This is a genomic window from Psychroflexus planctonicus, assembly GCF_014640195.1.
Classification (GTDB): domain Bacteria; phylum Bacteroidota; class Bacteroidia; order Flavobacteriales; family Flavobacteriaceae; genus Psychroflexus; species Psychroflexus planctonicus.
Genome location: NZ_BMGM01000008.1, coordinates 1 through 12,239, shown reverse-complemented (window position 1 = coordinate 12,239; position 12,239 = coordinate 1). Strand labels below are relative to the sequence as shown.

Annotated in this window: 12 protein-coding genes; 6 read left to right on the top strand and 6 right to left on the bottom strand. The window is 31.4% G+C overall.

Annotated features, from left to right (window positions below; genetic code table 11):
• Positions 1–34: 34 nt before the first annotated feature.
• Positions 35–2,065 (top strand): M3 family metallopeptidase, encoded by a 2,031-nt coding sequence (locus IEV72_RS09540; RefSeq protein WP_188458881.1) that lies wholly within the window; start codon positions 35–37, stop codon positions 2,063–2,065.
• Here the strand turns inward: IEV72_RS09540 and IEV72_RS09535 are convergent, their stop codons facing one another.
• Positions 2,066–2,911, bottom strand: coding sequence for a fructosamine kinase family protein (locus IEV72_RS09535; RefSeq protein WP_188458880.1), 846 nt, complete (start codon positions 2,909–2,911; stop codon positions 2,066–2,068).
• 9 nt (positions 2,912–2,920) lie between these two features.
• A complete protein-coding gene (locus IEV72_RS09530) occupies positions 2,921–3,412 on the bottom strand; it encodes a dihydrofolate reductase (RefSeq protein ID WP_229731869.1) in 492 nt (163 codons plus the stop codon).
• A gap of 123 nt (positions 3,413–3,535) precedes the next feature.
• On the opposite strand from IEV72_RS09530, the gene IEV72_RS09525 reads away from it, so the two are divergent.
• Both IEV72_RS09525 and IEV72_RS09520 read left to right on the top strand, forming a co-directional pair.
• Positions 3,536–4,627, top strand: coding sequence for an aminotransferase class V-fold PLP-dependent enzyme (locus tag IEV72_RS09525; protein WP_188458879.1), 1,092 nt, complete (start codon positions 3,536–3,538; stop codon positions 4,625–4,627).
• Between the two features lie 202 nt (positions 4,628–4,829).
• Positions 4,830–5,123 carry an isoamylase early set domain-containing protein gene (locus IEV72_RS09520; RefSeq protein ID WP_188458878.1) on the top strand — a complete coding sequence of 98 codons (294 nt, stop codon included), beginning with the start codon at positions 4,830–4,832 and terminating at the stop codon, positions 5,121–5,123.
• A 427-nt stretch (positions 5,124–5,550) separates the two neighbouring features.
• Here the strand turns inward: IEV72_RS09520 and tyrS are convergent, their stop codons facing one another.
• Positions 5,551–6,843: a tyrosine--tRNA ligase gene (gene tyrS, locus IEV72_RS09515; protein ID WP_188458877.1), complete on the bottom strand. Its 1,293-nt coding sequence runs from the start codon at positions 6,841–6,843 to the stop codon at positions 5,551–5,553.
• Positions 6,844–6,916: 73 nt separating this feature from the next.
• Between tyrS and IEV72_RS09510 the strand changes: the two genes are divergently transcribed.
• Positions 6,917–7,927, top strand: coding sequence for an NAD-dependent epimerase/dehydratase family protein (locus IEV72_RS09510; RefSeq protein ID WP_188458876.1), 1,011 nt, complete (start codon positions 6,917–6,919; stop codon positions 7,925–7,927).
• A gap of 3 nt (positions 7,928–7,930) precedes the next feature.
• Here IEV72_RS09510 and IEV72_RS09505 read toward each other — a convergent pair whose 3' ends face one another.
• From IEV72_RS09505 to IEV72_RS09495, 3 genes are read right to left on the bottom strand one after another with little or no spacing between them, the layout of a single operon-like run.
• Positions 7,931–8,350, bottom strand: a complete 420-nt coding sequence (locus IEV72_RS09505; RefSeq protein ID WP_188458875.1) for a DUF4296 domain-containing protein — start codon at positions 8,348–8,350, stop codon at positions 7,931–7,933.
• A gap of 2 nt (positions 8,351–8,352) precedes the next feature.
• Entirely contained in the window at positions 8,353–9,702 is a 1,350-nt protein-coding gene (locus IEV72_RS09500; protein ID WP_188458874.1) for a dihydroorotase, read from the bottom strand.
• Entirely contained in the window at positions 9,699–10,445 is a 747-nt protein-coding gene (locus IEV72_RS09495) for a polyprenol monophosphomannose synthase (protein WP_229731867.1), read from the bottom strand. Before IEV72_RS09495 ends, IEV72_RS09500 begins: the two co-directional genes overlap by 4 nt.
• Positions 10,446–10,518: 73 nt before the next feature.
• On the opposite strand from IEV72_RS09495, the gene IEV72_RS13750 reads away from it, so the two are divergent.
• Both IEV72_RS13750 and IEV72_RS09485 read left to right on the top strand, forming a co-directional pair.
• Positions 10,519–11,163 (top strand): DUF4271 domain-containing protein, encoded by a 645-nt coding sequence (locus tag IEV72_RS13750; RefSeq protein WP_373284004.1) that lies wholly within the window; start codon positions 10,519–10,521, stop codon positions 11,161–11,163.
• A 28-nt stretch (positions 11,164–11,191) separates the two neighbouring features.
• Positions 11,192–11,932, top strand: coding sequence for a uroporphyrinogen-III synthase (locus IEV72_RS09485; protein ID WP_188458872.1), 741 nt, complete (start codon positions 11,192–11,194; stop codon positions 11,930–11,932).
• Positions 11,933–12,239: the final 307 nt, after the last annotated feature.

Genomic DNA, 12,239 nt, shown 5'->3' with positions numbered 1-12,239 from the left:
AAGTTACTTATTTTTGCGAAAAAAGTTAACTTCTATGGCAAATCCATTATTGCAAAAATTTGATACTGCACCTTTTTCAGAAATAAAAAATGAACATTTTGAACCAGCATTTGAAAATGCTTTAGCTGAAGCTAGAGCAGAAATTGATGCTATTACACAAAATGAAGAAAAGCCCAGTTTCAAAAATACGCTTGCTGCCTTAGATGAATCTGCCGAGCAACTCAACCGAATTTCAAGCATTTTATTCAATTTGAATTCTGCTGAAACCAATGAAGAAATTCAACAAATAACGCAAATCATTTCACCAAAACTGAGTGAATTCAGCAACGATTTAATGTTGAATAAAGCTTTATTTAATCGAATTAAATCAGTTTTCAAAAGCAAAGAAAACTTCAGCTTAACCGAAGAAGATGAGCGTTTATTAAATGAAACTTATCAAAATTTTACTCGAAATGGAGCCAATCTTCCAGAAGACAAACAAACTCGTTTACGTGAAATAGATCAAGAGATGGCTAAGCTTTCGCTTCAATTTGGCGAACATGTTTTAGCTGAAACCAACGCATTTCAATTGCATATTACTAAAGAAGAAGATGTAGAAGGCTTGCCTGAAAGCAGCAAAGAAGCAGCAGCGCAATTAGCACAAAATGAGAATAAAAAAGGCTACTTATTTAGTTTGCATTATCCTAGCTATTTACCTTTTATGAAATATGCCAAAAACAGGGAGTTGCGTAAAAAAATGGCTTTAGCTTTTGGAGCAAAAGGATTTCAAGAGAACAAAAACAACAACGAAAGCATTGTGTTGGAAATTGTAAAACTAAGACACGAAAGAGCAAATTTATTAGGTTACACAACACATGCCGATTTTGTTTTGGAACAACGCATGGCAAAAAACCCAGAAAAAGTACATTCTTTTTTAAATGAATTGTTGGAAAAAGCAAAACCTGCGGCTGAAAAAGAATTTGAAGAACTTAGCCAATTTGCTAAAGAATTAGACAGAATAGACCAATTACAAAAATGGGATGTTGCTTACTATTCAGAAAAATTGAAGCAGAAAAAATTTGATTTAGATGAAGAGCAACTCAAACCTTATTTTGAATTGACCAAAGTAGTTGACGGTGTGTTTACTATTGCCCAAAAACTATATCAACTCAATTTTGAAAAAGTAACGGATATTGATGTATATCACAAAGAAGTTGAAACCTATAAAGTAACCGACCAAAAAGGAAATTTAGTTGCTATTTTTTATGCAGATTTTCATCCGAGACCTGGAAAACGAGATGGCGCTTGGATGACTATTTATAAAAATCAGAAAATTAAAAACGGTAATAATGAACGGCCGCATATTTCTATAGTTTGCAATTTCACTAGACCAACTTCTAGCAAACCTTCCTTGCTTACTTTTAACGAAGTAACTACCTTGTTTCACGAATTTGGTCATGCATTACACGGAATGTTAGCCAACACTACTTATGCAAGTTTATCTGGAGCCAATGTGTATTGGGATTTTGTAGAACTCCCTAGTCAATTATTAGAAAACTGGTGTTATGAAGATGAAGCTTTAGCTTTGTTTGCAACGCATTTTGAGTCTGGCGAAAAAATTCCAAAAGCATTTATTGAAAAGATAAAAGCGAGTGCTAATTTTCAAGAAGGAATGCAAACTCTACGCCAATTGAGTTTTGGAAAATTAGATATGGCTTGGCACAGTAATGACCCAAAACATATTGAAGGTGTCAAACAATTTGAAGATGAAGCTTTTGAAGGAACACAGTTGTGTCCTAGTGTAGCTGAAAATTGTATGAGCACAGCTTTCAGCCATATTTTTCAAGGAGGCTATTCTTCTGGATATTATTCTTATAAATGGGCAGAAGTCTTAGATGCAGATGCTTTTGCTTTCTTTAAAGAAAAAGGAATTTTTAATGAAGAAGTAGCGCAAAAATTCAAAAACAATATCTTAACCCAAGGTGGCACTAAAGACCCGATGGAATTGTACAAAGCTTTCCGTGGAAAAGAACCTGATCCAGATGCTTTATTGAAACGTGCTGGATTACTTGAAAAAGTAGATTAGTTAGGTATAATTCCTGATAATTTGCTGAACACTATTTAGATAGGATTTCCCGAACAAATTTAGGTGCACTAACAAATAATAGAGTTGGTATAGTTTAATGCGAGATTTCCAATTGGGTTCTAATGTAAAATGCGTTTGATAAACATCAAAGACTTCTGTTGGAAAACCACCAAAAAGTTGCATCATAGCCAAATCCATTTCGCGGGATGCAAAACAAATGGCAGGATCTATTAAAACGGGAGTTTGGTGAGCATCTACCATATAATTACCAGACCATAAATCGCCATGAATAAGCGCTGGCTTTTCAGCTTTGGGAATAAGCTCACTTACATTTTTAAAAAAAGAATCTAAGTTTAGAAAACGAAATCCATTTTGGCTGGCTAATTTAAATTGCGGCAGTAAGCGTTGAGAAATATAAAACTCAGCAGAACTTTCGCAATAGGAATTGTATTGTGTTAAACTACCGATGTAATTTTTGCTTTTCCAACCAAAATGAAGCTTTGTACTTTTGTGTAAGTTTGCCAAACAAACACCAAAATCTTTCCAGAATTTAGCATTTTCTGTACCAGTTTCAATGTATTCTAGAATTAAACAAGCATGATTATTTAGTTCACTTGAACAAACTACTTTTGGGATCCTAAAACTATTCGTTTTTGTTAATTCTTCAAGTGCAAAAGCTTCTTTTTGAAACATGCCTGGAAAAGCAGATTTATCGTTGAGTTTAATAACCCAGTTTTCAGTTGGAGTTTCTAACAAAAAAACAGCATTAATATCGCCACCTGTTAATCTTCGGTAGCCTTTTAGTTGAAAATGTTCTTGTTCAGCAATTTCAAATAAAAGTTGCATTTAACTGGTTTAAATTCGTTTGAAAGTTTGGTATGTAAAACTATGTTTGTGTCTTTCATCTTCTGGATGAAATTCTTCAGCAACTAATTCCCATTCATTTTCTGGAATTTCAGGAAAGAAAGCATCAGCTTCTACTTTTGTGTGTACTCGGGTAAGCTCAATTTCATCGGCATAAGGTAAAGCCAAATGATAAATTTCGCCACCACCAATAACAAACGGATTTTTATCTGCTTTTGCCAAAACGAAAGCTTCATCAAGTGAGTGAGCAATCAAGCAGTTTTCTGCGGTATACTTTTTATCACGAGTAATAATAATATGCGTTCGGTTGGGCAAAGGTTTGGGAAAAGACTCAAAGGTTTTGCGCCCCATGATAATGTAGTGTCCTGATGTAATTTGCTTAAAACGTTTAAAATCGTCTGGTAAATGCCACACTAATTCGTTGTTTTTACCTAATCCATTGTTTTCTGAAGCTGCCGCAATCATACTTATTTTCTGACTCATAACTTAGTTTAAAAAATCAAAAGTACAGATTTTACTGTAAGAAAACAGCTAAATTATTCGCTAAAAAAACAAGAAAAGCTCAAACGGATAAAGGCTTTTTGTACATTTGGTAAAAATGTTTTTATGTCTATCGATTTTCAAAAATTATTGAGCAACTCCTTCCCTATTCTGCAAACCTGCTCTTACTTTAATACACCATCTTCAGGATTAATTTCTAAAAAAGTACTAGAATTTAGGAGAGAATATAATGAAGGTATACATCATGATTACACTAAAATTGATTATCTGGAAGATGAAAAAATTAATGTTTTACGAGATAAAATACAACTTTATTTTTATGCTAAAACAGCTGAAGTTGCCTTACTAGCCAACTTTTCGACAGGAATGAATTTAATAGTAGAAGCGCTTCCTGAAAATTCGAAGATACTTTTATTAGAAGGTGATTATCCATCGGTAAACTATCCGTTTACACATCGAAAATTTGAATTGTGCTATGCAGAAATCAATGAACATCTAGAGCAAAACATCCTACAAAAAGTAGAAGCTTTTAAACCGGATTTCATCGCTTTAAGTCTTGTTCAGTTTATCAGTGGAATTTTGATTGATTTTAATTTTTTGAAAGAACTAAAAACTAAATACCCAAATATTCACATTATAGGAGATGCAACACAATATCTTGGGACGGAAGATTTCAACTTTGATGAATCTGCATTTTCGGTAATAGGAAGCAGTGGATACAAATGGTTTAATGCAGGGACTGGCAACGCTTTTTTTATGCTCAAGCCAGATTTCATAGAAGGGTTAAAGCCAAAATCTTTAGGAAGTAATTCTTTAATTTCTAAACCAGATGGACCTGAACGAAAAATTGGATTTTTAGAACCTGGACATTTTGATATGCATTCATTAAAAAGTTTGGAAGTTGCACTAGATTTCCATTATAGTGATATTGGAATTCATAGAATTGAAAAACAAATAAAAAGTATTTCTGCTTTGGCAAAAAAACAATTTTCAAGTCGAAACTTATTGAGCAGTGATGTGCAAAATAGGAAAATACATTCCTGTATATTCAATATAAATGGAGATGAACTAATTTTAGAAAGATTACTGCAACAAAAAATAATATGTGCAAAACGTGGTGATGGTATTCGAGTTGGGTTTCAATATTTTAATAACCAGGCAGATTTAGCAAATTTACTAAACTGTTTAGACCAATAAATTTAGAAAAATAGATTTTTGAAAATAATTATTTTGCTAATTGATTACTAAGTACAATTGGTATAACGTTTTCGTATTTCCTTTAATTCAATCCTAAATGCATATTGTTTTTAATTTCATAAAAATTAAGCTAAGTTATTTATTTTGTTTGTTTTAGTGATTTATAGATTTATTTTTGTGTCGTAATTAAACACCAAAAATTATGGCAATTAAAAAACAATATTTAAAGACAAAACCAATTTGTAAAGTAACTTTTCATGTTACTCAACGAGAAGCTGAGAAAGTAGTAGTTGCTGGAGATTTTAACAATTGGAATGAAAACAGCTTTGAATTAAGAAAGTTAAAAAATGGTGTCTTTAAAGGATCTATTAATCTTGAAAAGGACAAAGAATACGAATTTAAATACATAATTGATGGGCACTGGGCTAACGATGATGAAGCAGATGCAAAAGTATTTAATGAATATGCAACAGAAAATAGCATACTTGTTTTATAATATTTAGCTAGGTATTCAACTCGGGATTAGTTGAAACAAATATCAGATTTTTACAAAAGAATAAATTTATATAACAATATGATTTATAAGCTTCAAACTAATATTTGAAGCTTATTTTTTTAAATGGAATTTATTTTTAACTTTTGTTTAACAGTCATCATGTTGGTAAATTCAAAATCAGTTTTATATTTGTAGTGGATGAAGTTTTTCATAATAGATTGGTTAGAAAGCTCTGAACGCTCGTTCAGAGCTTTCTTTTTTTAGGTACTTTTATATAACATTATAGGTATTTTAACCCCACTTATTACAAACAGAACAACATTAAAACTATATTTGCAGCATATGAATTTTTCATATAGATTGGTTAGTTAATGCAAAAGCCCAAACTTTATAGTTTGGGCTTTTGTTTTTATAAGAATCCCTTGCTTTATTCTACTATAATTAAGTACGTATTTTTCTTTCCTTTATTTATTAAAACATACTTCTGGTTTAGCAAGTCGGTATCTGATAAGTTATAATCTTGTGTAACTTTATTCTTGTTTACTGAAATAGAATTGGCTTTTAGCGCTCGAATTGCTTCTGAATTGGATGGCAAAAAAGAAGTTTTTGCAGCTAGTGCACCTACCATGTCAATTCCTTGAGCAAATTCAGATTTGGAAATTTTAGCTTGCGGTATTCCTTCAAAAATTTCTAAAAATGTATTTTCATCTAAAGCTTCAATATCCTTAGATGTACTTTTTCCAAACAACACCTTAGATGCATCTTTAGCATTATCTAAAGCTTCCTTAGAGTGAACCATTAAAGTTACTTCTTCTGCTAAAACATTCTGCAACTTCCTTAAATGCGGCTCTTCATTGTGTTCGCTTATTAAATCTGAAACTTGTTTTTTATCTAAAAGCGTAAATATTTTAATGAATTTGGCAGCATCTTCATCTGAAACATTCAACCAATATTGGTAAAATTTATAGGGTGAAGTTCGATTAGGGTCAAGCCAAATATTACCACCTTCGGTTTTACCAAATTTTGTTCCGTCTGCCTTGGTTATTAACGGGCAAGTTAAAGCGAATGCTTTTTGGTTGTGTATTTTCCGAAGCATTTCTGTTCCAGTTGTAATATTTCCCCACTGATCGCTTCCACCCATTTGTAAAGTACATTTTTGGGTTTGGTTTAAATGAACAAAATCATAGCCTTGCACTAATTGGTAGGTGAATTCTGTGAAGCTCATACCTTCGGTAGATTCTGAAGAAAGTCTTTTCTTAACTGAATCTTTAGCCATCATATAATTTACTGTAATGTGCTTACCAATATCACGAATAAAATCAATAAAACTGAAATCTTTCATCCAGTCGTAATTATTAACTACTAAGGCAGCATTATTTTCAGCATTGAAATCTAAAAACTTCTGTAATTGATTTTTAATTTGATTTTGGTTGTGCTGTAAGATTTCTTCATCTAACAAATTACGTTCTTTAGATTTCCCAGATGGATCGCCAATCATTCCTGTTGCACCGCCTATTAAAGCTATGGGTTTGTGTCCCGAAAGTTGAAAATGCTTCAAAAGCATAACCCCAACTAAGTGACCTATATGTAAAGAGTCTGCTGTTGGGTCAATACCAACATAGGCAGTTCGCATATTTTCATTTAAATGTTCTTGTAATCCGGGCATTACATCGTGAACCATTCCACGCCAGTTTACTTCTTCAAAAAAATCTTTTTTCATCGATTTCAAATTTTCGTGCAAAGATATTATAAAGCTTGTTCTTTCAGGGTGGTGAATTAATTATATTTACAGAATGATTTTAATTACAGGAACTACTGGTTTAGTAGGCACTCATTTGTTAGCAAAATTGCTAGAAAAAACGAAACCTAGTCAAATTCGGGGAATTTTTAGGTCTTCAGAAAAAAAAGATTTTAGCATAGCTATAATTGATCGGGTTTATGGTAAAAAAATTGCCGATTTAGCACTAGATATTGAATGGCAAAAAGCAGATATTCTGGAAATTCCTGAGCTAGAAAAAGCATTTAAAAATATTGAATTTGTTTACCATTGCGCTGGTTTAATAAGCAATAGCCCTTCTATGCGAAGTATTTTAAGAAAAGTAAATATTGAAGGCACAGCCAATGTTGTTAACCTAGCTATAGAGTACAATGTAAATAAATTTTGCCATGTAAGTTCTATTGCTACCTTAGGAAAAAGCAAAGACAATGGCATTGTAAATGAAGATTCTTATCGAGAAAATTTAAATAATTCTAGTTATTATAGTATAGCAAAGTATGGTGGTGAGATGGAAGCTTGGCGTGGTTCCCAGGAAGGCTTAGATGTACTTGTTATAAACCCTGGTGTAATTTTAGGCCAAGGCTTCTATGAAGATGGCTCAGGTGAACTATTTAAACAAGCTGCAAATGGTTTTCCTTTTAAAATAAATAAACAAACTGGATTTATAGGAGTACAAGATGTAGTTGATGCAATGTTGGTTGGGATGGAAAGCAAAGTTAAAAATCAACGTTTTATTCTTGTTAGTGAAAATTTAAAAATGAGTGAAGTACAAATAGAAATAGCCAAAAATCTTGGTGTACAGCAACCAAAAATTACACTAAAAAAATGGATGCTCTATTTGTATTGGTTTTTTGATGTAGTTATTGGTTTGTTAACTCGAAAAAAAAGGAAGCTAAGCTTTGATGTTATTCCAACTTTATTGGAAGATAGAGCCTACAGCAATGAAAAAATAAAAACCGAATTAAGTTTAGCATTTACACCCATAAAAAAAGTAATAAAAGAATGTTGTAAAGACTATAAAAAGTAGATTTTATCTGTTCCTTTTCAACAAAGTATCGGTAGATCTTTTGGCTTCTTTTTTAACTCGTTCTATACTATCTTGAAGCTTTTTATCATTTTCAACTCGTAGTTTTAACTCTTCAATTTTGGTCTTTACATTTTTATATATTTCAGTATTAACTTCATATTGCTCGTTGTAGTATTCAATATTTTTTGATAGCGTTAAACTATCGATTTCATATTTATCAAAGACAAAATTACGAACATCAATTTTATGTTTATCTATTCTAAAATTATTTACACTAATCATAGCATCTAAAAGAACCATATCTGTTAAGACATTCTCCATTTCTTCTGGACTAAGTAAGTTGTTTGGTTTTTGAGCAAGTTGTACATCTTGGCAAGATCCAAAAACTAACAGGATGAAAATGATGAGTATATTTCTAAACATTATTATCTATTGAATGTAAGCCGTTTTGCCTTATAGTTTTTATCTAATTTAGGAAAATTAAAGTTTTCATACACTAAATTTCCATTGACAAAAGTATGTGTTACACGAGATCGAAATGTGTTTCCTTCAAAAGGAGACCAGCCACACTTGCTATAAATATTTTCTTTTTGAACGGTCCAAGGTGCATTTAAATCTACTAGAACCAAATCTGCGAAATATCCTTCTCTTATATATCCGCGTTTATTTATTTCAAACAAAATTGCAGGATTGTGGCAAGCTTTTTCTACAATTTTGGTTAGCGTAATTTTCCGTTGATGATACATTTCTAATAAAGCAACCAACGCATGTTGTACAAGTGGGCCACCACTTGGTGCTTTTAAGTAGGGGTTATTTTTTTCGTCTATAGTGTGTGGAGCGTGGTCAGTAGCAAGGACATCAATAAAATCTTCGTTTAAAGCTTTCAGCAAAGCATCTTGGTCTTTTTTAGTTTTAACTGCTGGATTCCATTTAATCTTCGTTCCCTTTTCTGCGTAATCACTATCATTAAACCATAAATGATGTATACAGACTTCTGCTGTTATTTTTTTATTTTTTAAAGGTTTTTTATTTGAAAACTGCGCTAATTCTTTTGCTGTAGAAAGGTGAAAAACATGCAATCTCGCTCCTGTTTTCTTGGCTAATTTTATGGCTTTAGACGATGATAAATAACAGGCTTCTTCGCTTCTAATTTCTGGATGAGCTTCAATTGGAATATTGTCTTCACCATATTTTTCGATATAAGCTTGTGTGTTTTTTCTAATGGTATCTTCATCTTCACAATGAGTAGAAATAATTACAGGTGAATTTTTAAAAATTTCTTCTAAAGCTTTTTCATCATCAACCAGCATATTTCCTGTTGAAGAACCTAAAAACAACTTTAAACCAGCAATTTCTTTTGGATTTATCTTTTTAATTTCAGATAAATTTGCATTTGTGCCACCAAACATAAATGAAAAATTTACCAAGGAATCTATTTGAGCAATGTCAAATTTTTCTTCTAGCAAATTTAAGGTGGTTGCTGGTGGTTGTGTATTGGGCATTTCTATAAAAGAAGTAATTCCGCCAGCAGCGGCAGCAATAGATCCAGTTTTTATAGTTTCTTTGTGCGTTAATCCGGGTTCTCTAAAATGAACTTGATCATCGATTAAACCTGGTAAAAGGTATTTTCCTTCAGCATCAATTACTTTTACTGTATTAGATTTCAAGCTTATTGATTCTGAAACTTCTTTTATCATTTCATTTTCAATATAGACGTCACCTTCAAAAATTTTATTTTCGTTGACTATTTTAGCATTTTTAATTAATGTTTTCATTGTATTTTTCCAAATATACTTTTCAATTTCAATTTTATAACACCAAAAACAGCTTCATAAATAATTCTTCCATCCATTTTTGATTTGCCATGTTTTCGTTCGGTAAATATAACAGGAACTTCCTTTAATTGAAAACCTAAGGCCAAAGCTTTAAATTTCATTTCTATTTGAAAGGCATAACCTATAAATTGAATTTTATCTAGATTAATTTTTTCAAGAACTTCTTTACGGTAGCAAACATAGCCTGCGGTACTATCGTTAATAGGTATACGCATTAAAAATTTAACGTATTTTGAAGCAAACCACGAAATCAAGATGCGTTTCATGGGCCAATTCACAACGTTTACTCCTTTAACATATCTTGACCCGATAGACATATCATACCCTTCATCTCTACAAGCTGAAAGCAATTGCTTTAGGTCTTTTGGATGATGTGAAAAATCTGCATCCATTTCAAAAATATATTCATAGTTGCGTTGAAGCGCCCATCTAAATCCAGAAATATATGCTACACCAAGACCTTCTTTTTTAGCTCTTTTTAATAAGTGTAATCTTTCAAAATTAGCTTTTTCAGCAATTAGTTTTTCTACAAGCTCACCAGTTCCATCTGGACTGTTATCATCCACTACAAGGATATGAAAGTCTTCATATCTTGAAAGTACCCCGTTTATTATTTTCGAGATATTTTCGTATTCATTATACGTTGGAATAACAACTAAGTTCAATATTTTAAATTTTTGCAAAGGTAACTTTTTGGAACAAAAGTCTTACACTAATCTTTTGAATAGTTTACATTTGCAGCTATATAGAAGATTAATGCTTGAAAGATTTTCAAATTCAGACATTTGGCTAACATACATTTTAATTGGCGTATTTGTTGCAATTGTTGCTTTAAAGCAAATTAATTCATATAGATTTACCAATCTTTTCAAATTAGGCTGGTCTAACCAATACATTAAACATGTGCTTAGCTCGCCGAAAAGTGATTTTTACTTTTCTGGATTACTAGTTGTTTTATCTAGCTTTTGTGTTGCCCTCTTTTTTATCACCTATTATACAAATTACTTAGGAAATGTAAACGAAATTAATTTCGAATTATTACTAAAAGTGTTGATTTTAATATCATCATATCTTATTTTTAGATTTTTAACTCAAAAGTTTATAGGCTTCATATTTCAAATTGATAAGATAATTACCCAATATTTATGTTTTAAATTTAGCTTGCTATATTACGCAAGTATATTAAGCTACATTCCTCTCATACTTCTAGTTTATTCAGATTTATCAGAACTTTATATTAATATTTTTATTGTTATACTGACTAGCTTTTACGTCATACGTATTATATTATTTTATTTAAAATCAAGAAGTTTAATATCAAATCATTTGTTCTATTTTATTTTGTACATTTGCAGCTTTGAAATATTACCTATATTTCTGCTAATATGGTATATGAAATAGGTCTTTAAAAAGTACTAAATCCTAGTCTATGAAAGTGAAAACTATTTTAATTTCACAACCTGAACCCAAAGTTGAAAATTCACCTTATGCTGAACTAGAAGACAAACTTAAAGTAAAAATCGACTTTATTCCTTTTATTCATGTTGAAGGCGTTGATACTAAAGAAGTGCGTCAACAAAAAATCGATCTGAAGAAATTTTCTGCAATAATCTTAACTAGTAGAAATGCTGTTGATAATTTTTTCAGAATTGCTGAAGAGATGCGCTATGAAGTGCCAGATACATTAAAATATTTTTGTCAAAGTGAAGCTGTTGCGTTTTATTTACAAAAATATGTAGTTTACAGAAAAAGAAAGATCTACGTAGCTAAGAGAACATTCCAAGATTTAATAGATATTCTTAAAAAGCATAAATCAGAGTCTTTTCTTTTGCCTTCTTCAGATGTTTTAAAACCAACTGTTCCTAAACAGCTTGATAAGTTGGGCATCAATTGGTCTAGAGCTATTTTATACAGAACAGTGGTAAGTGATTTATCTCATCTTAAAGATGTTACTTATGATATATTAGTATTCTTTAGTCCAAGTGGAATTAAATCTTTGTTTGAAAATTTTCCAGATTTTGAACAAAAAGATACGAAAATAGCTGTGTTTGGTAACACTACAATCAAAGCAGCAAAAGACCATGGATTAAATGTAAATATAAAAGCTCCTACTCCAGAGACACCATCTATGACAATGGCTTTAGAAAAATATATCAAAAAACACAAATAAATATACTCACGTTTTAATGCTAGCGGGTATTGTATAGGCTAAAATGGCTCTACTTGAAAAAGTAGGGCTTTTGTTGTTTGTGAGTATTTAAAAGCTATTTTGTAATCTTTGATAGTATTTAAAAGATGGCGAATATTTTTTAACTAGACGCTCAAACATGAATCAGTATCTTAAGGAAGAGAAAAAAGTAACAAAAAAAAAGTCCTTTCAGCGTGATTGCTAAAAGGACTTTTAGTATAAGGAAGGCGGCGACCTACTCTCCCACGGAATGCAGTACCATCGGCGCAAATGAGCTTAACTTCTCTGT

Bases quoted from the DNA above. Each gene is read 5' to 3' on its own strand.
- IEV72_RS09540 (WP_188458881.1), top strand. From the start codon at position 35: ATGGCAAATCCATTATTGCAAAAATTTGATACTGCACCTTTTTCAGAA.
- IEV72_RS09535 (WP_188458880.1), bottom strand. From the start codon at position 2,911: ATGCAACTTTTATTTGAAATTGCTGAACAAGAACATTTTCAACTAAAA.
- IEV72_RS09530 (WP_229731869.1), bottom strand. From the start codon at position 3,412: ATGAGTCAGAAAATAAGTATGATTGCGGCAGCTTCAGAAAACAATGGA.
- IEV72_RS09525 (WP_188458879.1), top strand. From the start codon at position 3,536: ATGTCTATCGATTTTCAAAAATTATTGAGCAACTCCTTCCCTATTCTG.
- IEV72_RS09520 (WP_188458878.1), top strand. From the start codon at position 4,830: ATGGCAATTAAAAAACAATATTTAAAGACAAAACCAATTTGTAAAGTA.
- tyrS (WP_188458877.1), bottom strand. From the start codon at position 6,843: ATGAAAAAAGATTTTTTTGAAGAAGTAAACTGGCGTGGAATGGTTCAC.
- IEV72_RS09510 (WP_188458876.1), top strand. From the start codon at position 6,917: ATGATTTTAATTACAGGAACTACTGGTTTAGTAGGCACTCATTTGTTA.
- IEV72_RS09505 (WP_188458875.1), bottom strand. From the start codon at position 8,350: ATGTTTAGAAATATACTCATCATTTTCATCCTGTTAGTTTTTGGATCT.
- IEV72_RS09500 (WP_188458874.1), bottom strand. From the start codon at position 9,702: ATGAAAACATTAATTAAAAATGCTAAAATAGTCAACGAAAATAAAATT.
- IEV72_RS13750 (WP_373284004.1), top strand. From the start codon at position 10,519: ATGCTTGAAAGATTTTCAAATTCAGACATTTGGCTAACATACATTTTA.
- IEV72_RS09485 (WP_188458872.1), top strand. From the start codon at position 11,192: ATGAAAGTGAAAACTATTTTAATTTCACAACCTGAACCCAAAGTTGAA.